16 protein-coding genes are annotated in these 19,684 nt (G+C 72.3%); 8 read left to right on the top strand and 8 right to left on the bottom strand.

Annotated elements, in window-relative coordinates:
• Positions 1-78: 78 nt before the first annotated feature.
• The 6 genes from ACFV7Q_RS15620 to ACFV7Q_RS15595 form a co-directional block, all read right to left on the bottom strand.
• Entirely contained in the window at positions 79-2,250 is a 2,172-nt protein-coding gene (locus tag ACFV7Q_RS15620; protein WP_385428640.1) for a 3-hydroxyacyl-CoA dehydrogenase NAD-binding domain-containing protein, read from the bottom strand.
• A gap of 59 nt (positions 2,251-2,309) precedes the next feature.
• Complete coding sequence (locus ACFV7Q_RS15615; protein ID WP_385428638.1) at positions 2,310-3,524, bottom strand: acetyl-CoA C-acetyltransferase; 1,215 nt, start codon at positions 3,522-3,524, stop codon at positions 2,310-2,312.
• A 22-nt stretch (positions 3,525-3,546) separates the two neighbouring features.
• A complete protein-coding gene (locus ACFV7Q_RS15610) occupies positions 3,547-4,689 on the bottom strand; it encodes an acyl-CoA dehydrogenase family protein (protein WP_385428636.1) in 1,143 nt (380 codons plus the stop codon).
• 9 nt (positions 4,690-4,698) lie between these two features.
• A complete protein-coding gene (locus ACFV7Q_RS15605) occupies positions 4,699-5,727 on the bottom strand; it encodes an LLM class F420-dependent oxidoreductase (protein WP_385428635.1) in 1,029 nt (342 codons plus the stop codon).
• Entirely contained in the window at positions 5,727-6,998 is a 1,272-nt protein-coding gene (locus ACFV7Q_RS15600) for a CaiB/BaiF CoA transferase family protein (RefSeq protein ID WP_385428633.1), read from the bottom strand. Before ACFV7Q_RS15600 ends, ACFV7Q_RS15605 begins: the two co-directional genes overlap by 1 nt.
• Positions 6,999-7,092: 94 nt before the next feature.
• Entirely contained in the window at positions 7,093-7,497 is a 405-nt protein-coding gene (locus ACFV7Q_RS15595; protein WP_385428631.1) for an MmcQ/YjbR family DNA-binding protein, read from the bottom strand.
• Between the two features lie 205 nt (positions 7,498-7,702).
• Between ACFV7Q_RS15595 and ACFV7Q_RS15590 the strand changes: the two genes are divergently transcribed.
• The 3 genes from ACFV7Q_RS15590 (at position 7,703) to ACFV7Q_RS15580 (ending at position 12,608) form a co-directional block, all read left to right on the top strand.
• Entirely contained in the window at positions 7,703-9,361 is a 1,659-nt protein-coding gene (locus ACFV7Q_RS15590; protein WP_385428629.1) for a hypothetical protein, read from the top strand.
• A gap of 177 nt (positions 9,362-9,538) precedes the next feature.
• The gene (locus ACFV7Q_RS15585) at positions 9,539-11,248 is read left to right on the top strand and encodes a hypothetical protein (RefSeq protein WP_385428627.1); all 1,710 of its coding nucleotides are present in this window, start codon (positions 9,539-9,541) and stop codon (positions 11,246-11,248) included.
• A gap of 145 nt (positions 11,249-11,393) precedes the next feature.
• Positions 11,394-12,608, top strand: coding sequence for a saccharopine dehydrogenase family protein (locus ACFV7Q_RS15580; RefSeq protein WP_385428626.1), 1,215 nt, complete (start codon positions 11,394-11,396; stop codon positions 12,606-12,608).
• 14 nt (positions 12,609-12,622) lie between these two features.
• On the opposite strand, the gene ACFV7Q_RS15575 is transcribed toward ACFV7Q_RS15580, so the two are convergent.
• Complete coding sequence (locus tag ACFV7Q_RS15575) at positions 12,623-13,300, bottom strand: endonuclease V (RefSeq protein ID WP_385428624.1); 678 nt, start codon at positions 13,298-13,300, stop codon at positions 12,623-12,625.
• Between the two features lie 26 nt (positions 13,301-13,326).
• Between ACFV7Q_RS15575 and ACFV7Q_RS15570 the strand changes: the two genes are divergently transcribed.
• Complete coding sequence (locus ACFV7Q_RS15570) at positions 13,327-13,626, top strand: YciI family protein (RefSeq protein ID WP_385428622.1); 300 nt, start codon at positions 13,327-13,329, stop codon at positions 13,624-13,626.
• Positions 13,627-14,759: 1,133 nt separating this feature from the next.
• Positions 14,760-15,239, top strand: a complete 480-nt coding sequence (locus ACFV7Q_RS15565) for a GNAT family N-acetyltransferase (protein WP_385428620.1) — start codon at positions 14,760-14,762, stop codon at positions 15,237-15,239.
• A gap of 15 nt (positions 15,240-15,254) precedes the next feature.
• On the opposite strand, the gene ACFV7Q_RS15560 is transcribed toward ACFV7Q_RS15565, so the two are convergent.
• Positions 15,255-16,358 carry a WD40/YVTN/BNR-like repeat-containing protein gene (locus tag ACFV7Q_RS15560; RefSeq protein ID WP_385428618.1) on the bottom strand — a complete coding sequence of 368 codons (1,104 nt, stop codon included), beginning with the start codon at positions 16,356-16,358 and terminating at the stop codon, positions 15,255-15,257.
• Between the two features lie 104 nt (positions 16,359-16,462).
• Here ACFV7Q_RS15560 and ACFV7Q_RS15555 point away from each other — a divergent pair, with 104 nt between their 5' ends.
• From ACFV7Q_RS15555 to ACFV7Q_RS15545, 3 genes are all read left to right on the top strand, one after another.
• Positions 16,463-16,912 carry a (4Fe-4S)-binding protein gene (locus ACFV7Q_RS15555; protein ID WP_385428701.1) on the top strand — a complete coding sequence of 150 codons (450 nt, stop codon included), beginning with the start codon at positions 16,463-16,465 and terminating at the stop codon, positions 16,910-16,912.
• A gap of 178 nt (positions 16,913-17,090) precedes the next feature.
• Entirely contained in the window at positions 17,091-17,510 is a 420-nt protein-coding gene (locus ACFV7Q_RS15550; protein ID WP_385428616.1) for an SsgA family sporulation/cell division regulator, read from the top strand.
• Between the two features lie 408 nt (positions 17,511-17,918).
• Positions 17,919-19,562: an ABC-F family ATP-binding cassette domain-containing protein gene (locus ACFV7Q_RS15545; RefSeq protein ID WP_385428614.1), complete on the top strand. Its 1,644-nt coding sequence runs from the start codon at positions 17,919-17,921 to the stop codon at positions 19,560-19,562.
• Positions 19,563-19,684 lie beyond the last annotated feature (122 nt).

Here is a 19,684-nt window from a genome sequence, read left to right as displayed (position 1 = left end):
CCCGGCACCGGGCGGAACATACGGCGGCCGCTCCCGGGACCCGCGGTCCCCGGGAGCGGCCGGACCGAGCCGGACCGGTCAGTCGGCGTACGTCTCGCCGCGTTCGGCCTTGGCGACCAGCGAGGCGGGCGGGGTGAACCGCTCGCCGTACTGGGCGGCCAGCTCCCGCGCGCGGGCCACGAAGCCCGGCAGGCCGCCCTCGTAGCCGTTGATGTACTGGATGACGCCGCCGGTCCAGGCCGGGAAGCCGATGCCCATGATGGAGCCGATGTTGGCGTCGGCGATCGAGGTCAGCACGCCCTCGTCGAGGCAGCGGACGGTGTCCAGCGCCTCGGAGAAGAGCATCCGCTCCTTCATGTCCTCGAAGGGGATGTCCGCGTCCGGCTTGGCGAAGTGCTCGCGCAGCCCCGGCCAGATCCGGACCCGCCCGCCCGCCTCGTCGTACTCGTAGAAGCCGGCGCCGCCGCTGCGCCCGGGGCGGCCGAAGTCGTCGACCATCCGGTCGATTACCACGTCCGCCGGGTGGGGCGTCCACGAGTGGCCTTCGGCCTCGACGGCCTTGCGGGTCTCGTTGCGGATCTTGCGCGGGAGGGTGAGGGTGAGCTCGTCCATCAGGGAGAGCACCTTGGCCGGGTAGCCGGCCTGGGCCGCGGCCTGTTCGATGGAGGCGGGTTCGATGCCCTCGCCGACCATCGCCACGCCCTCGTTGATGAACTGGCCGATGACCCGCGAGGTGAAGAAGCCGCGGGAGTCGTTCACCACGATCGGGGTCTTGTTGATCTGCCGGACGAGGTCGAAGGCGCGGGCGATGGCCCCGTCGCCGGTGCGCTCGCCCTTGATGATCTCCACGAGGGGCATCTTGTCGACGGGCGAGAAGAAGTGCAGCCCGATGAAGTCGCCGGGCCGGTCGACGCCCTCGGCCAGCCCGGTGATGGGCAGGGTGGAGGTGTTGGAGCACAGCAGCGCGTCGGGGGCGACGACGTCCTGGACCTCCTGGAACACGCGGTGCTTGAGGGCGGTGTCCTCGAATACGGCCTCGATCACGGCGTCGCAACCCGCCAGGTCGGCGGGGTCGGCGGTCGGGGTGATCCGGGCCAGCAGCGCCTCCCGCTTGGCCTCGGTGGTCCGGCCCTTGGCGAGCGCTTTGTCGAGGAGCTTCTCCGAGTACGCCTTGCCCTTCGCGGCGGCCTCCGCGGTGACGTCCTTGAGGACCACCTCGATGCCGGCGCGGGCGCAGGAGTACGCGATGCCCGCGCCCATCATGCCGGCGCCGAGGACGGCGACCTTGCGGACCGGGCGGGGCTCGAAGCCCTTCGGGCGGCTGCGTCCGGAGTTGACGGCCTGGAGGTCGAAGAAGAACGCCTGGATCATGTTCTTGGCGGTCTGGCCGGTCACCAGCTCGGTGAAGTACCGGGCCTCGATGGTCAGGGCGGTCTCGAAGTCGACCTGGGCACCCTCGACGGCGCAGGCCATGATGTTGCGCGGCGCCGGGTACGGGGCCCCGTTCAGCTGCTTCTTGAGGTTCGCGGGGAACGCCGGGAGGTTGGCGGCGAACCGCGGGTTCGACGGCGTACCGCCGGGGATCTTGTAGCCGGGGACGTCCCAGGGCTGCTGTGACTCGGGGTGGGCGTCGATGAAGGCGCGCGCCTTGGCGAGCATCTCCTCGCGCGTGGCGGCCAGTTCGTGGACGAGCCCGTTGTCCAGGGCGCGCTGCGGGGTGTACTGGGTGCCCTGGAGCAGGACCTTCAGCAGCGCGTCGGTGATGCCCATGAGGCGGACGGTGCGGGTGACGCCGCCGCCGGCCGGGAGCAGGCCGAGGGTGACCTCGGGCAGGCCGATCTTCGAGCCGGGCGCGTCGAGGGCGATCCGGTGGTGGGAGGCGAGGCAGATCTCGTAGCCCCCACCGAGGGCGGCCCCGTTGATCGCGGCGACGACCGGCTTGCCGAGGGTCTCGATGCGGCGCAGCGACCGCTTGATCTCGGTGCCGGTGTCGAAGGCCAGCCGTGCGTCCTCGGGGCGCAGCCGGATCATGTCCTTGAGGTCGCCGCCGGCGAAGAAGGTCTTCTTGGCGGAGGTGTAGATGATGCCGCGGATGGAGTCCTTCTCGGCCTCGGCGCGGTCCGCGATGGCCGCGATGGAGTCCTTGAAGGCCTGGTTCATCGTGTTGGCGGACTGGTCGGGATCGTCGAGGACGAGGGTGACGACGCCGGTCTCGTCCTGCTCCCAGCGGATCGTGGTGGACTCGCTCATGTTCGCTACTTCCGTGTCAGCCGTGTCGGAGGAGGGGATCAGGGGGGTGCAGGACGGTTTCAGAGGCGCTCGACGACGGTTGCGACGCCCATGCCGCCGCCGACGCAGAGGGTGACGAGGCCGTAGCGCTTGTCCTGGCGCTCCAGTTCGTCGATGACGGTGCCGAGGATCATCGCGCCGGTGGCGCCGAGCGGGTGTCCGAGGGCGATGGCGCCGCCGTTGACGTTGACCTTGTCGAGGGAGACGCCCATGTCCTTGACGAAGCGCAGGACGACGCCGGCGAAGGCCTCGTTGATCTCGATCAGGTCGATGTCGTCGATGGTCAGGCCGGCCTTGGCGAGGGCCTTGCGGGTGGCGGGGGCGGGGCCGGTCAGCATGATCGTGGGCTCGGAGCCGGAGACGGCCGCGGAGACGATCCGGGCGCGCGGGGTGAGGCCGGCGCGTTCGCCCGCCCCGCGGGAGCCGATCGCGACGAGCGAGGCGCCGTCGACGATGCCGGAGGAGTTGCCCGCGTGGTGGACGTGGTCGATCTTCTCGACCCAGTGGTACTTCTGCAGGGCGACGGCGTCGAAACCGCCGAGTTCGCCGATGTCCGCGAAGGACGGCTTGAGCCCCGCGAGGGTGTCGGCGGTGGTGCCGGGGCGGATGAACTCGTCGTGGTCGAGGACGACGAGGCCGTTGCGGTCGGTGACCGGGACGAGGGACCGGGCGAAGCGGTCCTCCTTCACGGCGGTCGCGGCGCGCTCCTGGGAGAGGGCCGCGTACTCGTCGACGTCGCGGCGGGAGAAGCCCTCGATGGTGGCGATCAGGTCGGCGCCGATGCCCTGGGGGACGAAGTTCACGTCCCAGTTCGTCATCGGGTCGTTGAACCAGGCGCCGCCGTCCGAGGCCATCGGCACCCGGGACATCGACTCCACGCCGCCCGCGAGGACCAGGTCCTCCCAGCCGGAGCGGACCTTGGCGGCGGCCATGTTCACGGCCTCCAGGCCGGAGGCGCAGAAGCGGTTCTCCTGCACGCCCGCCACCGTGTCCGGCAGCCCCGCGGCGACGGCCGCGATGCGGGCGATGTCGGAGCCCTGGTCGCCGACCGGGCCGACGACGCCGAGGACGATGTCGTCGATGGCGGCGGGGTCCAGGCCGGGGTTGCGCTCGCGCAGGGCGTGGATGAGGCCGACGACCAGGTCGATCGGCTTGGTGCCGTGCAGGGAGCCGCTGGCCTTGCCGCGGCCGCGCGGCGTGCGGATCGCGTCGTACACGTACGCTTCGGTGCTCACTGGTCAAGCCTTTCGGGGGAGGTTAGCCGAGCAGGGAACGACCGATGATCTCCTTCATGATCTCGGTCGTGCCGCCGTAGATGGTCTGGATGCGGCCGTCGGTGAACGCCCGCGCGACCCGGTATTCGGTCATGTAGCCGTAGCCGCCGTGGAGTTGCAGGCAGCGGTCGGCGACCCGCTTCTGGAGCTCGGTCGCCCACCACTTCGCCATGGAGGCGTGGACGTGGTCGAGTTCGCCGGCGGAGTGGTCGGTGATGCAGCGGTCCACGAAGGTGCGGGTGACGGCGCACTCGGTGGCCATCTCCGCTATCTCGAAGCGGACGTGCTGGAGCTTGGACAACGGCCGCCCGAAGGCTTCGCGTTCCTTGACGTAGCGGGTGGTGGTCTCCAGCAGGTGCTCGGCGCCTGCGACGGCGGCCATCGCGATGGCCAGCCGCTCCTGGGCGAGGTGGTTCATCAGGTGGACGAAGGCGCCGTTCAGCTCGCCGAGGAGGTTTTCCTTGGGGACGCGTACGTCGTTGAAGAACAGCTCGGCGGTGTCCTGGGCCTTCTGGCCGATCTTGTCGAGGTTGCGACCGCGTTCGAAGCCCTCCGCGCCGCGCTCCACGACGAGCAGCGACAGGCCGTGCGCCCCGCCCTCGGGGGTGGTCTTGGCGACCACGATGACCAGGTCGGCGAGGATGCCGTTGGAGATGAAGGTCTTGGAGCCGTTGAGGAGCCAGTGGTCGCCGCGGTCCTCGGCGCTGGTGCGGATGCCCTGGAGGTCGGAGCCGGCGCCCGGCTCGGTCATCGCGATCGCGGTGACCGTCTCGCCGGAGCAGAACCCCGGCAGCCAGCGGCGCTTCTGCTCCTCGGTGGCCAGGTGGGTCAGGTACGGGCCGATGATGTCGTTGTGCAGGCCGATCGCCAGGCCCGGGGTGCCCGCCCGGGTGAACTCTTCGGCGATCACGGCGGCGTAGCGGAAATCGGTGTTCCCACCGCCGCCGTACTCCTCCGGGACGGCGAGGCCCAGCAGCCCCTGCCGACCGGCGGCCCGCCAGGCCCCGCGGCTGACGATGCCGTCCTTCTCCCACTGCTCGTAGTGCGGCAGCACCTCCTTGTCGAGGAAGGTGCGGACGGTTTCGCGGAACGCCTCGTGGTCGGCGTCGAAGATGCGGCGTTGCATCGGATCCCCCTACTGGAGCCAGCTCTTGACGGTTTCGATCAGCCGGGCGGGTTCCGGGCCGACGGGCGTCACGTTGAGCATGGTGACCCCGGCCTCGCGGAAGGCCTCCACCCGTTCGCGTACGTAGCCCGCGGGCCCGCACAGCGTCATGAGCTCGCAGAACTCGTCCGGCACGGCGGCCGCGGCATCGCGCTTGCGGCCGGCGAGGTAGAGCTCCTGGATCTTCCTGGCCTCCTCCTCGTAGCCGTAGGCGACGGCGAGGTCGTTGTAGAAGTTCTTGCCGACCGCGCCCATTCCTCCGACGTACAGCGCGATCTGCGGGCGCGCGAGGTCCCGTACGGTGGCCGCGTCCTCGCCGATGGCGAGCAGGCCGCCCGCGACGGTCTGCAGCGGGCCGAGCGCGGGGTCGCGCCGCGCGGCGCCCTCGGCGAGCGGGCCGCCCCACACGGCGCGGGCCTTCTCCGGAACGAACAGGGTGGGCAACCAGCCGTCGGCGATCTCCGCGGTCATGCGGACGTTCGCCGGGCCGAGGGAAGCGATGTACACGGGGATGGAGGGACGCACGGGCCGGGTGAGGATCTTCAGCGGCTTGCCGTGCCGGCCGCCCTTCTCCTCCGGCAGCGGCATGTCGGTGATGCCGTGGTGGTCGATGGTTTCGCGGCGCCAGATCCGGCGGCACAGCTCGACGGTCTCACGGGTCCGGCCGAGCGGCCGGTCGTACGGCTTTCCGTGCCAGCCCTCGACGACCTGCGGGCCGGAGGCGCCCAGGCCCAGCAGGGCGCGGCCGCCGGAGAGGGCGTCCAGGCCGGCCGCGGTCTGGGCGATGAGGGCGGGGGTGCGGGAGTAGACGTTGACGATGGCCGAGCCGATCTTCATCCGCTCGGTGCGGGCCGCGAGGTAGCCCATGATCGTCGGCGCGTCGAAGCCCCACGCCTCGGCGACCCACACCGCGTCGAGGCCGGCCGACTCCAGGGCGGCCGCCTCGTCGGCGGCCCGGCGCGGGTCGCCGGCGTAGTCGAGCATCATCGACAGTTCCATCAGGCGTCGCCGCCCTTTCCGGTCAGGCCCGGCACGTCCCAGTCCCGGGCCACGCATGCGGTGTCCGCCCCCGGCTGCGCGGGGCCGCCGACGACCGCGGCGGGCGTCGCGGAGAACCGGGGGGCAGGGGCGGGCTGGGTGATCCCGCCGACGTCGGTGAAGGTGCCGCGGGCGGCGAGGTGCGGGTGGTGCGGGGCCTCGCGCAGCGACAGGACGGGGGCCACGCAGGCGTCCGTCCCCTCGAAGACCGCCGTCCACTCCTCGCGCGTACGGGACTTGAAGCGCGCGGCGACGGCTTCGCGGAGCTCGCCCCAGCGGGCCGGGGCCTTGCGGGCGGCGGATGACCGGTCGGGGAGGCCGAGCAGCTCGGTGAACCGGTCGTAGAACTGCTGCTCCAGGGCGCCGACCGCCATGTGGCCGCCGTCGGCGGTCTCGTAGGTGCCGTAGAAGGGGCAGCCGCCGTCGAGGAGGTTGGCGCCGCGCCGGTCCTGCCAGCCGCCGGCCGCCATCATCCCGTGGATCATGGCGGTGAGGTGGGCCGTGCCGTCGACGATGGCCGCGTCCACGACCTGGCCGGTGCCCGCCGGGGTCCGGGCGTGCTGGAGGGCGGCGAGGACACCGATGACGAGGTAGAGCGAGCCGCCCGCGTAGTCCCCGAGGAGGTTCGCGGGGACGGCCGGGGGCCCGTCCGGGGTGCCGATCATGCCGAGGGCGCCGGTGACGGCGATGTAGGCGATGTCGTGCCCGGCCGCGTGTGCGAGGGGGCCGTCCTGGCCCCAGCCGGTCATCCGGCCGTACACGAGCTTCGGGTTGCGGGCGAGGCAGTCGGCCGGGCCGACGCCGAGCCGCTCGGCGACCCCGGGGCGCATGCCCTCGATGAGGACGTCGGCCCGCTCGACGAGGTCCAGGACGTGGGCGGGGCCCTGCGGGGACTTCAAGTCCACCAGGACGGAGCGCTTGTTGCGGTTGGTGATGTCGTACGCCGGGTCGATCGCCAGGCCGGCGCCGCCGGGGCGGTCCACCCGTACGACATCGGCCCCGAGGTCCGCGAGGAGCATCGCTGCGAACGGGCCGGGACCGATGCCCGCCAGCTCGACGACGCGCACGCCGAAGAGGGGGCCGCGGGCGCCGTACCGCTGCCCGCGCGCGTGGGCCTGGTCCTGGCGCTGGCCCTGTCCCAGGTCTTGGGCTTGACCGCGACCTTGGCCTTGATCCTGGCCGTCCTCGTGTGCGTCGTGCCCGTGCTCGTGCCCGGCACCTGTCACTGCCATCGAGCCCCCAGCAATCCTGGTGTGCGAGTGTGACACAACTGATGTAACACCAGCGATGCTAGGAACGCGTTCCACTCAGCACAAGAGCAAGCGCTTAGCCGTTTGCCGCGTTCCGCGCGTCCAACTCCTTGACGTGCCGCTTCAGGGCCACCGTCCGGTAGCTCTCCTCCACCCACTCGCACAACACCTGGGAGGAGGGCGCACCCTTCTCCTCCAACGGCACCGAGACCCACCCGGACCGGCCCAGGCCGTAGCCGGTCGGCTCCGCCCCGGGGGCGGACAGGGCGTGGCCGTGCAGCGCCTCGTCCTTCAGCTTGACGGAGAGACCGATCGGCTGCGGGCCGTCGGTGCTGCCCAGGAAGACGAAGATCTTCTTGTTGACCTTCACGACGCAGTCCTCGGGACCCCACGGGAACTCCTCCACCGCCTCCGGAAGCCCGAGGGCGAACTCCCGCACCGCCTCCCACTTGCGCAGCGCAGCCTTCACGCGCACCTCCATTCACCACCGTCGCACGCGCCCGCGCGAGCGGGCCCGGGCTCACGCTAGCCCCGTCCACCGCCGTCGACCGGGCAACCGGACCGTACCCCTCCGGCGATTGCCCCTCCGGCCTGCGCAAACCCGTGTCCCCGATGTCGGCGGAGCTATGTACCCTGAGCGGGCTTCAGCCTTGATCAAGGGCTCAACAACTTTTCATGGGGGCTCGGTGTCCTACCGCCGAATCGCAGCATCCGCCGCCGTCCTCGCGGCCGGCATCTCTCTCGTCCCAGGCGCGGCCCACGCGGCCGACCCGGCAGCCGGCAAGCCCAAGCCGCACGGTGTCACCGCGCCGGACGCGGCGAAGAACGTGAAGCCCGAGACCACCACGTTCAACAGTCCGGCGAATCGTTCCGTCAAGCAGGCTCCCGCCGCCGGCAACGCCTCCGTCGCGGCCGAGGCCGCCACGAGCGGCATCGAGTTGGAGCTGGCGGCCTTCACCACCAGCGCCCACGGCATGGAACTGGACACCGTCACCACCGGCACCACCAACCCGGTGTCGATCAGCATCGAGTGGGGCGACGGCGCGACGAGCCAGGAGACCTCCACCGGCGGTCAGACCGTCACCACCGCGCACCAGTACGGCAAGCCCGGCGGCTACACGGTCAAGGTCACCGTGACGGACCAGGTCACGCAGGCCTCGGCCGTCAACCAGGTCGCCGTCTGGACCCGGGGCTCGCACTACACGCCGTACGGCCCGAAGCGCCTGCTCGACACCCGCAACGGCACGGGCGCCGAGCAGGGCAAGGTGCCCGCCTACGGCGTGACACGGCTGAAGATCGCCGGCATCGACGGCATCCCCGAGGGAGTGACTTCGGTCGCCCTCAACGTCACCGTCACCAACGCCACGAGCGGCGGCCACATCACCGCCTACGCCGACGGCGCCGAGCGGCCGACCACGTCCAACGTGAACTTCGCCCCCGGCCAGACCGTCCCGAACCTGGTCATCGTCCCCGTCGGCAAGAACGGCTACGTGGACCTGTACAACGGCGGTTGGGAGTCGGTCGACCTCATCGCCGACGTCACCGGCTACTTCACCAAGTCCGCCTCCAGCGGCTACACCCCGCTCGCGCCGCAGCGCCTGGTCGACACCCGCAACGGGACCGGCACCGCCCGGGGGCAGGTCAAGGGGTACGGCACCTTCACCACCCAGGTCGCCGGCACGGGCTGGGTCTCCTCCAACGCCACGGCCGTCGCACTGAACGTCACGGTCACCAACCCGAAGAGCGACGGCCACCTCACCGTCTACCCGAGCGGCCAGCAGGCACCGACCGCCTCCAACCTGAACTTCACCACCGGCCAGACCATCGCCAACTCGGTCATCGTCCCCGTCGGCCCCGACGGCAAGATCACCGTGCGCAACGGCGCCTGGAACCCCACCGACGTCATCGTCGACGTCGTCGGCTACTACAGCCCGGACAGCGCGAACGCGTACGTCCCGGTCAAGCCCGCGCGCCTGCTCGACACCCGCGACGGCTCGAAGTGGGCGTGGGGCCCGCTGGAGGGCCGCGGCTACATCTACATGCCGCTCGGCAACGGCCTCCCCCACAGCAAGGGCTTCGTCCTGAACTCCACCGTGACCAACACCAAGGACAACGGCTACCTCGCCGTCACGCCGGACCCGAACTCGCTCGGCGACTACGAGAACGGCACCGAGATCTGGCCGCCCACCCCCACCTCGTCCACGCTGAACTGGACCGTGAACAAGACCGTCCCGAACCTCGTCCAGGCCGCGAGCGGCCCGTCCGGGATCATCGACTTCTGGAACCAGAGCGACGGCAACATCGACCTCATTGTCGACATTTTTGGCGTGTATCAGGACAACTGAACCCATCGGTAGCACTCCGGCACAACGCCCCGGGAACGGCCCTTCAGGCCGTTTTCCGGGGCTTTTTGCGTAGCGGCGGGGGGCGAATGCGGGGGCCCGTGGATGGCCGAAAATCGCCTATGTAATCTGAGCGGGCTCCAGCCCTGACCGAGGGCTACCTGACCTATTGGGGGCTCGGTGTCCTACCGCCGACTCGCAGCATCCGCCGCCGTGCTCGCAGCAGGCATCTCCTTCATCCCGGGCACGGCCCAGGCCGCCGATCCGGCCGCCAGCGGCGGCGCCCAGGGCCTCACCACCCCCGACCTGATCCCGGCCGACGCGGTGGAGAAGACCAAGTTCAGCAGCCCCGCCGCCGAGTCCACCCGGACCGCGCCGGCGCCGACCACCGGGGGCGGGTTCGCCACCCCGCAGTCGACCGCCCCGAGCACCGGCGCCGGCACCATGGCGGCCGAGGCCGCCGCCGCCGACTTCCAGGTGGGCGTCGACGCGTACACCATGAGCGCCCACGGGGTCGCCCTCGACGTCTGGGTGGAGAACCTCGCCACCAACGCCTCCGTCACCATCGCCTGGGGCGACGGCGCCACCACCAACGCCTCGTACGACGGCAGCGGCCAGCCGGTCAGCAGCGAGCACACCTACGCGGAGCTCGGCACGTACACGGTCAAGGTCACCGTGACGGACTCCGGCACGGGCACTGCGGTCACCAACGAGGTCCAGCTCACCACCGAGGGCTCCGACTACACCCCGTACGGCCCGACCCGCCTGCTCGACACCCGCAACGGCACGGGCGCGCCGAAGGCGAAGATCGCCAAGTACACCTCCGCCAAGGTGAAGATCGCCGGCAACGGCGGCATCCCGGCGGGCGTGACCGCGGTGGTCCTCAACGTCACCGTCACCAACACCACCAGCGGCGGCCACGTCACGGCCTACGCGGACGGCGACGACCGCCCCACCACGTCCAACGTGAACTTCGCCCCGGGTCAGACCGTCCCGAACCTGGTCATCGTCCCCGTCGGCGCCAACGGCTACGTCAACCTGTACAACGGCGGCTGGGAGTCGGTCGACCTCATCGCCGACGTCACCGGCTACTTCACCCAGTCCGCCTCCAGCGGCTACACGCCCCTGGCGCCGGAACGTTTCGTCGACACCCGCAACGGCACCGGAACCGCCCAGGGCCAGGTCGCCGGATACGGCTCCTTCAACGTCCAGATCGCCGGCAAGGGCAAGGTCCCCGCCTCCGGCGTGAAGGCCGTGGCCCTCAACGTGACCGTCACCAACCCCAAGAGCGACGGCCACCTGACGGTCTACCCGAGCGGCCAGTCGGCCCCGACCGCCTCCAACGTGAACTTCACCGCCGGCCAGACCATCGCCAACTCGGTGATCGTCCCCGTCGGCCCCGACGGCAAGATCGTCGTCCGCAACGGCGGCTGGAACCCGGCCGACGTCATCGTCGACGTCGTCGGCTACTACAGCCCCGCCAGCCAGGGTGCCTACCTGCCGTTCCAGCCGGAGCGCCTGCTCGACACCCGCGACGACGCCACCTGGGGCGAAGGCCCGCTCGGCGGCCGCGGCTACATCTACCTGCCGCTGGCGGCGGGCGAGCCCGGCATCACGGGCTTCGTGCTGAACTCCACGGTGACCAACACCAAGGACAACGGCTACCTCGCCGTCTCCCCGGACCCGAACACCATCGACGCGTACATCGACGACACGGCCACCTGGCCGACTGCCCCCACGTCCTCCACCCTCAACTGGACGGTGGGCAAGACGGTGCCGAACCTCGTCCAGGCCAGCACCGGCTCCAACGGCATCGTCGACTTCTGGAACCAGAGCGACGGCAACGTCGACCTCATCGTCGACGTGTTCGGCATGTACCAGGACAACTGACCCGCTGGTCACCCCACCTGCACACGTCGGACGTCCGCACGCGGCGCCCCGCCAGCAGCCCCTCCGGGCCGCTGGCGGGGCGCCGGCCGTTTCCCGCCCGTCGCACGCTAGCCTCGGCCACCAGTACGAGCTGGGAGGAGCCGTGATGGACGAAGAGGTTCGGCAAGGCGGGCGGACGGCACCGGGGCACGACCGGGCCCACGACCTCGTGCTGTTCGGTGCGACCGGGTTCGTGGGGGCCCTCACCGCCGAGTACCTCGCCGGGCACGCCCCCGCCGGATGCCGTTGGGCCCTCGCGGGCCGCGACCCCGGCAAGCTGGAACGGCTGCGCGAACGCCTCGCCGCCCGGTACCCGGGATGCGCCGACGTGCCGCTGCTCCGCGCGGACGCCTCCGACCCGGCCGCCGTGCGGGAGCTGGCCGCCGCCACCCGCGTCCTCGCCACCGCCGTCGGACCGTACGTCCTGTACGGCGCGGAGCTGGTCGCCGCGTGCGCCGAGGAGGGCACCGACTACGTGGACCTCACCGGCGAGCCGGAGTTCGTGGACCGCATGTACGTCGAGCACGACGCCCGCGCCCGGGAGACCGGGGCACGCCTGGTGCACGCCTGCGGCTTCGACTGCATCCCGGCCGACCTGGGGACGTACTTCACGGTGCAACAGCTGCCCGAGGGCACGCCGCTGCAGGTCGACGGGTTCATGCGGTCCAACGCCCTCTTCTCGGGCGGCACCCTCGCCTCCGCCCTCACCGCCATGGCCCGCGGCCCACAGGCCATGGCCGCGGCACGCGCCCGCAGACTGTACGAGCCCCGGTTGCCGGGGCGACGCGTGCGGGGGCCGCTGGGCGCACCGCGGTTCAGCCGGGAGACCGGCACCTGGGCGGTGCCGCTGCCCTCCCTGGACCCGCGGATCGTGACCCGCTCGGCGGCCGCGCTGGAGCGGTACGGGCCGGACTTCCGCTACCGGCACTACGCCTCGGTCAAGCACCTCCCGGTCGCCGTCGGCGGTGCGGCGGCGGTGGGCGCGGCGGCAGCCGTGGCCCAGGTGCCGCCGGCCCGGCGCTGGCTGATGGGCCACTGGGGGCCGGGCGAGGGCCCGGACGCCGAGCGGCGGGCGCGCAGCTGGTTCACGGTCCGCTTCGTGGGCGAGGGCGGTGGCCAGCGCGTGTTCACCGAGGTGTCGGGCGGCGACCCCGGCTACGGCGAGACCGCCAAGATGCTGGCCGAGTCGGCGCTCTGCCTCGCGTACGACACCCTGCCGCAGCGCGCGGGCCAGCTCACCACGGCGGTGGCCATGGGCGACGCCCTGCTGGAACGGCTGCAGAAGGCGGGGATCCGGTTCCGGGTGGCGGCGGTGGGCTGACGAAGCGCCGCGCCTCAGGACGCCTCGCGCAGGGCCCGCCGGCACAGGGAGTCCGCATGCCGGGTGGTCTCCGGGATCCGGAACTTCGGGCTCAGCGCGAGGGCGTGGGCGCAGGCGTTGTCGAGGGAGATCCGGTGGCCGACGGAGACGTACACCGGCTTGATCCCGTCCTGGGTCCGCAGGGCCCGCCCGACGACGGCCCCGTCGGCGGCGAGCAGCGCGGCGGCGTCCCCGCGCCGGGTACCGGGCTCCTCGTAGGTGAAGGTGAACGGGTTCTTCGCCACGCCCATGCTGGGCAGCCCGGTGACCACCCCGAGGTGGCACGCCAGCCCGAAGCCGCGGGGGTGGGCGAGTCCGTAGCCGTCGCAGACGACGAGATCCGGGGCCACGGTCAGGGCGTCGAGCGCGGCCAGGACGGTGGGCAGCTCCCGGAAGGCCAGGAGCCCCGGCACGTACGGGAAGCTGACCTGCCCGACGGCCGTCCTCTCCTCGACGACGTCGAGGGTGGCGGCGTCGAGGACGACGGCCGCGGCGGCGACCAGGTCCCGCTCGTCGTCGTACGCGACGTCCACCCCGGCGACGAGCCCGCACCCGGGCGACGGCCCGGGCTCGTCGAGCACGACCAGATTGCGCAGTTCATCCTGTACCGCCCGGGCCTCTGCCTCGCTGGCGGGGGTCTTCACACTCGTCATGATGGTGCGAGAGTAACCTGACGATCATGTTCGTCATGGAGCTCACCTATACAGCGCCCATCGAAGCCGTCGAAGAAGAGCTGGACGCCCACATCGCCTGGCTCGACCGCTACTACGCCTCGGGAGTCTTCCTCGCCTCGGGCCGCAAGGTCCCGCGGGACGGCGGCATCATCCTGGCGGCGGGAGTCTCCCGTGCGGAGATCGAGCGGATCGCGGAGGAGGACCCCTTCACGGCGGCCGGCCTCTGCGAGTACCGCATCACGGAGTTCATCGCCACGAAGACGTCAGCGGACCTGGCCGCGGTGCGAGAACACCTGGCGACGTAGGGGTACGGGACGGCTCGGCTCGGAGGCGGGTCGGGGGGCTGGGGGCGGCCGCGGGGCGAACCGCGGGGGCGCGGGGCGAAGGGCCAGCGCGCGGGGCGAAGAACGAGGGCAGAGCCCCTGCGGCCGCGGGGGGCGAGCCGCCCGGGGACAAGGCCGGAGCCCCTGCGGCCGCGGTGACCCGTGGGGCAGAAGCCGCGCGGCCGGAAGCCGGAAGCCGTGCCGACGGACAGGGCGGAGGCGCGGTCGGCCGGGCCCGCGGGCCGGAGCACCCTGCTGACCGTGGGCGGTTTAGTCCGGCCCCGGGCAGGCGGCAGACGCCGAGGAAAGGGGACCACGTAGCGATCTGTCGCGTCTCGCGTGTCCCGATGTGCATCTCGTCGACATGTCCTGCAGGGTGGGCCGCCCCCGCACGGAGGAGCTTCCTCACTGGCCCCGGGGAAGGGCTCATGTGCCCGCGCCGCGGTTCCGGGCCGACCTGGTCCCGGGCTCATGGCGTCACGGCAAAGCGGAGCGCGGGGCCCGCTGCTCTGATGGGGCCGTTCCTCGACTCGTCCCCCTGGCCATCCTTCGGGGCTTCCCGGCAGTCTGTTGGCATTCCGGTGCGGGTTGGCCCGTCAAGGGTGGCCGAAGGCCATCGCAGCGCGACGCGACGAAGGAGCGCCCTTTACGGGCCGACCCGCACCGGAAGGAGGATGGGCGGCCGGGAAGCCCCGGACACCCTCCCGACCCCGGGGGCGGGCATCCCGATCGCCGCAGGCACCGTCCGGCTGCCGGCCCCTGGGCGCGGCATCCCGATCGCCGCGCCTCCGCCCGACAGCCCGGTCCTGCCCGCGTGTGTCCGCGCGCCGCGGCGCTACGCCCGCCAGCCCGGCCCCGTCGGAGGGCATCCCGTCAGCCGCACCCCCTCCGGCCTGACCGCCCCTTCGCGGGCTGCCGCCCGCCCCGGCCTCCCTTTGCGCTGCTGCCCGATCCGGCGCCCGCGCCCGCCCCCGGTCCGGCGTGGCTTGTGGCTGCGCTTCCGTCCGGCCGGCACCGGTCCCCCGAAGCGCCACCTTCACCGCACACACCACCACCATCACCGACCCCATCTCCGTCCCCATACCCCCAGCCCGCCCACACCCACAGGAGCCACCATGCACCCCCGTCCCGCCACCCCCGCCGACATACCCGAGCTCATCCGACTGCGGGCCGTCGCGCTTGCCGCGCTCGGCGTCGAGCCCGGGCCCGCCGATGCCGCCTGGCGGGACGTCGCCCCGGGGTGGTTCCTGGAGCGGATCAACGACCGGTCCGACGTGCACTGCCTCGTCGTCGGCGGAGCACCCGGCGAGCCCCTCGCAGCCACCGGGATGGCCTGGGTCACGTACCACCTGCCCAGGCCCCAGTACACCGACGGCCGCCGCGGCTACCTCGACGGGATCGTCACCGACGACGCCTTCCGCGGGCAGGGCCATGCCCGACGGATCGTCGACGGGCTCGTCGCGTGGCTGAACGGCATCGGGATCCACTACATCCAGCTGCACGCCAGCGCCGCCGGCGAGCCCGTCTACAAGGCGGCGGGCTTCGTGCCGAGCCACTTCGGCAGCATGGACCTGTTCACGAAGCCGACCGACTGATCACCGGCGCTCCGCTCACCGGCGTTCCAGCCGCCCCACCCGTCCCTTCTCCCCCGCCGCCCAGCAGCCGCCGTCGGCCGCGCAGTCGACGGTGTCGAACGAGCCCGGCTCCAGCGCCCGCCAGGTGCGGCCGGCGTCCGTGGTGACGTCCGTACCGGTGGGCCCCACGGCGAGGGCCGCGCCGCGCGTGTGCGGGAGCCAGGCCGCGCCCGACCGGTAGGCGGGCGGCGGGTTCCCGGACGGGGTCCAGTTCCGGCCCGCGTCCGCGGAGAGGGCGGCGGCCTGCGGGGAGGCCTGGCCGGTGCGGTAGTCACCGCCGACGGCGAGTCCCGTCGTACGGTCGCGGAAGGCCAGGGCGAAGACGCCCCTGGCGGGGTCGCCGGCCGGGATGCCGGACTCGGCGGCCCTCCAGGTGCGGCCGCGGTCCGGCGAGTGCAGGATCCGGGCGGCTGCGCCCCCGCCCGTGGCCAGCCACACGTCCCGGGGGCCGGCGCTCACCAGGCACTGGCCGCTCGCGGCGAAGCCGGCCTCGCCCGGCAGCGCCTCCGGCATGCCGGTGTTCGGCAGCACCGCCCAGCTACGGCCGCCGTCGTCCGTCGACAGGATGCGGAACCTGCCGTCCACCGGGTCGCTCACGGCCAGGCCGTGCCGGGAGTCGAAGAAGGTCAGACAGTCGTAGAAGGCGCGCGGGTCGGTGTTCCGGAAGGTCTCCGTCCATGTCCTGCCGCCGTCCTCGGTGCGCAGCACCCGCGAGGCCTCTCCTTCCCCGATCGAGAGCGCGACCGCGCGGCGCGCGTCGAAGGCCTCGATGTCGCGCAGCTCCAGGCCTTCGGCCGCGGCGGTGGGGGGTGATACGTCCCGCCAGGTCCGACCGCCGTCTACGGTCCGCAACACGGTGCCCTTGGAGCCGGCCACCCAGGCCGTGGAGCGGTTGACCGCGGCCAATCCGCGGAACCGGGCGTCCTTGCCGGTCTGCTTCAGCGCCCAGCCCGCGCCGTGCAGCTCCCCCAACTCCCCGGTCCCGGAGTTTCCCTCCACCTCGTACGTTTCCGACGTCCCGCCAGCGTCCGCCCGTGCCGGAGCCACCAGCGGCCCCACCGCCAAGGCTGCCGCGAGCATGCCAACTCCCAGAAGTCTCATGGCGCCGGAAGCTAATGCACCCCGGATCCGCCGTCCAGGGTGCGTCCCCGCCTCCGCCTTCCTACCGTGGGGGCATGCCTTCCATGCAGCCCGAGCGGCCCGAACAGCCCGAGCGGCCCGAGCGGCACACGCAGCCAAAGGCCTATCCGGGCAAGCAGATCACCGTCACGTACGAGATCGGCCGGTGCCTGCACGCCGCCGAATGCGTGCGCGGCCTGCCCGAGGTGTTCGACACGGGTGCCCGACCCTGGGTACAGCCGGACGGCGCGGATGCCGAGCGGGTCGCGGAGGTGATCCGGCGGTGCCCGTCGGGGGCGCTGCAGTACCGGTTCACCGACGGGCCGCCCGAGGAACCGAGCCGGCCGACGACGGTCGTACGGACTCCGGCCGGTCAGCTCGTGGTCCGCGGCGAGCTGCGCGTGACGACCGCGGACGGGACCGTCCGCAGCGAGACCAGGGCGATGCTTTGCGCCTGTGGAGTGAGCGGGAACCAGCCTTTCTGCGACCACTCCGGACCATGCGGCAGGAAGTGACTCCCCTTCGGACACAACCCCCACACCGATTACTCTGTGCGATCAAACGGATGCGTTCCAGCCAGGCGGTGACACAGCTCACGTCATTGGCCGTGCACGGATTCGCCGATTGCGGCGTCTATCCGGATGCCGGGTTCCACCCGTGCCCGGCAGGAATTCCGCCGCAAGGGAGCGAGCCTTGATCACCGTCATCGAGCAGCCTGTGCAGGCACGTCTGGTGGCCACCGCGCCGAAGGTCGAGACCGTACCCGTCACCCTCTGTTACGACCGTGCGGATCCGTTCGCCGTGCGGATGGCCTTCCCCGCCCCCGCAACGCTGGAGGGCGTCGAGGTCTCGTGGACCTTCGGGCGCGAGCTCCTGGAGTCGGGCCTGGACCGCCCGACGGGCCACGGCGACGTGCGGGTCCGGCCCTACGACCTCAACCGGACCACGATCGAGTTCCACGCCCCCGAGGGCGTCGCGATCGTGCTGATGTCCACGGCCGAGTTGCACCGGTTCCTGGAGCGGGCGGCGGAGATCGTCCCCCCGGGGCTGGAGCACCTGTACCTCGACATGGACCACAGCCTGGCCGAGCTGATGCGCGGCGGCCCCCACTGACCCGGCGACCGGCGCCGCCCCCGCCCCGGCCCGGACCAACCCGGCTCGACCCGATCCGGCCGGACCCGATCCGGCCCGGCCCGGCCCGGCCCGTAAATCGTTTGCGGGCGGCTCCGGCCGCCCGTAGCTTCGTCGACGCCCCATCCCCGTCGAAACGGAGTAGGACGTTGCTCTTCTGAGGCCGAGACGCCGACCGACACCCGTATACCGGTCACACAACCGATCCCGCCCCGCGCCGCACAGCCGCGACCGCCACACAGCCGCGACCGCCACACGGCCACAGCCTTAGGCCACGGCCGCGGCCGCCGCACAGCCGTGCCGCCGTGCCGCCCCGCGGGATCTCGCCACCGGGTCCGTCCTCGGCCGTCTCCCCCGTTGCACACACTTTCACGCAACCCGGAGGCCTCCATGAGTACGACGTCCGCCGCTTTCATCACCTGCTCCGCCCTGTCCTTCGAATGGCCCGACGGCACGGCCGTCTTCGACGGGCTCCAGCTGGCCGTCGGCCCCGGCCGTACCGGCCTGATCGGCCGCAACGGCAGCGGGAAATCCACCCTGCTGAAGCTCATCGCAGGCGAACTGAACCCGTCCGAAGGCCAATTGGCCGTTGCCGGCACCCTGGGCCACCTGCCGCAGAACGTCACCCTCGACACCTCCCTCCGCGTCGACGAGGCGCTCGGCATCCATGTCGCCCGTGCCGCGCTGCACGCCATCGAGGCGGGCGAGGCGACCGAGGAGAACTTCGCCGCCGTCGGCGACGACTGGGACGTCGAGGAACGTGCCCATGCCACCCTCGAACAGCTCGGCCTCGCCCGGATCGGTCTCGACCGTACGGTGGGCGAACTCTCCGGTGGTGAGGGCGTGTTGCTGCGGCTGGCCGCCCTCCTGCTCGCCCGCCCCGACGTGCTGCTGCTGGACGAGCCGACCAACAACCTGGACCTGCGAGCCCGGCGCCGGCTGTACTCGGCGGTCGAGTCCTGGTCCGGGGTGATGCTCCTGGCCAGTCACGACCGGGAGCTGCTGGAGCGGGTCGACCAGATCGCCGACCTGCACGAAGGCGAAGTGCACTGGTACGGCGGGAACTTCTCGGACTACGAGGCGCAGCTCGCGGCCGAGCAGGAGGCGGCCGAGCGGCTGGTCCGGAGCGCCGAGGCCGATGTGGTGCGGCAGAAGCGCGAGTTGGCCGAGGCGCACGTCAGACTGGCGCGGCGCAGGCAGTACGGGCAGAAGATGTACGACACCAAGCGCGCTTCAAAGATCATCGCGAACGGCAACAAGAGCACGGCCCAGGAGTCCGCCGGCAAGCACCGCGCCCTGCACACCGAGCGGCTGGCACAGGCGAAGGAGCGCCTGGACCAGGCGGTGGAAGCCGTCCGGGACGAGGCGGACATCCGGATCGAGCTTCCGGCGACCCAAGTCCCGCCGGGGCGCCGGGTGCTCAGCCTGAGCGGGGTGCGACTGGCCCACGGCGCGGGGATGCCGGGCGAGTGGGACGTGCGCGGCCCGGAGCGGATCGCGCTGGTGGGCCGCAACGGCTCGGGCAAGACGACCCTGCTGCGCACGGTCGCCGGGCTGCTCGACCCGGTGGCCGGGGAGGTGGAGAGGCACGTTCCGGTGGGATTCCTGCCGCAGCGGCTCGATCTGCTCGACGACGGCCTGTCGGTGGCCGCGAACGTGGCCCGGTTCGCCCCGCACGCCTCGAACAACCTGATCCGGGCGCGGCTCGCGCACTTCCTGTTCCGCGGCGCCCGCGCGGAACGGGCGGCGGGCACGCTGTCGGGCGGTGAGCGGTTCCGGGCGGCGCTGGCGGCGCTGCTGCTGGCGGAGCCGGCTCCGCAGCTGCTGATGCTGGACGAGCCGACGAACAACCTGGACCTGGCCAGCGTGCGGCAGCTCGCGGGCGCGCTGGACGCGTACGAGGGTGCGCTGCTGGTCGCCAGCCACGACGTGCCGTTCCTGGAGTCGATCGGGATCACCCGCTGGCTGCTGCTCGACGGCACGATCCGAACGACCACGGCCGAGGAGGTCCGGGAGACGCTCTGGTCCGGCTGACCCGGCCGACCCGGCCGACCCGGCCGACCCGGCAGACCGGCCCGACCGCCCGCCCGGGCACCTCTCCGCCCACCCACCACGCACCTGAGCCGGCCCCGGCTCCCGGCCCCGGAGCCGGGGGC

The sequence above is a fragment of the Streptomyces sp. NPDC059851 genome, from assembly GCF_042732005.1.
GTDB lineage: Bacteria > Actinomycetota > Actinomycetes > Streptomycetales > Streptomycetaceae > Streptomyces.
Note: the sequence above shows the minus strand (reverse complement) of the source record. Positions and strands in the feature narration are given on the sequence as shown.

What these genes read in the sequence shown, in the direction of transcription:
- ACFV7Q_RS15620 (WP_385428640.1), bottom strand. Translation starts at nt 2,250, where the DNA reads ATGAGCGAGTCCACCACGATCCGCTGGGAGCAGGACGAGACCGGCGTC.
- ACFV7Q_RS15610 (WP_385428636.1), bottom strand. Translation starts at nt 4,689, where the DNA reads ATGCAACGCCGCATCTTCGACGCCGACCACGAGGCGTTCCGCGAAACC.
- ACFV7Q_RS15605 (WP_385428635.1), bottom strand. Translation starts at nt 5,727, where the DNA reads ATGGAACTGTCGATGATGCTCGACTACGCCGGCGACCCGCGCCGGGCC.
- ACFV7Q_RS15600 (WP_385428633.1), bottom strand. Translation starts at nt 6,998, where the DNA reads ATGGCAGTGACAGGTGCCGGGCACGAGCACGGGCACGACGCACACGAG.
- ACFV7Q_RS15595 (WP_385428631.1), bottom strand. Translation starts at nt 7,497, where the DNA reads ATGGAGGTGCGCGTGAAGGCTGCGCTGCGCAAGTGGGAGGCGGTGCGG.
- ACFV7Q_RS15580 (WP_385428626.1), top strand. Translation starts at nt 11,394, where the DNA reads ATGGACGAAGAGGTTCGGCAAGGCGGGCGGACGGCACCGGGGCACGAC.
- ACFV7Q_RS15575 (WP_385428624.1), bottom strand. Translation starts at nt 13,300, where the DNA reads ATGACGAGTGTGAAGACCCCCGCCAGCGAGGCAGAGGCCCGGGCGGTA.
- ACFV7Q_RS15570 (WP_385428622.1), top strand. Translation starts at nt 13,327, where the DNA reads ATGTTCGTCATGGAGCTCACCTATACAGCGCCCATCGAAGCCGTCGAA.
- ACFV7Q_RS15565 (WP_385428620.1), top strand. Translation starts at nt 14,760, where the DNA reads ATGCACCCCCGTCCCGCCACCCCCGCCGACATACCCGAGCTCATCCGA.
- ACFV7Q_RS15560 (WP_385428618.1), bottom strand. Translation starts at nt 16,358, where the DNA reads ATGCTCGCGGCAGCCTTGGCGGTGGGGCCGCTGGTGGCTCCGGCACGG.
- ACFV7Q_RS15555 (WP_385428701.1), top strand. Translation starts at nt 16,463, where the DNA reads ATGCAGCCCGAGCGGCCCGAACAGCCCGAGCGGCCCGAGCGGCACACG.
- ACFV7Q_RS15545 (WP_385428614.1), top strand. Translation starts at nt 17,919, where the DNA reads ATGAGTACGACGTCCGCCGCTTTCATCACCTGCTCCGCCCTGTCCTTC.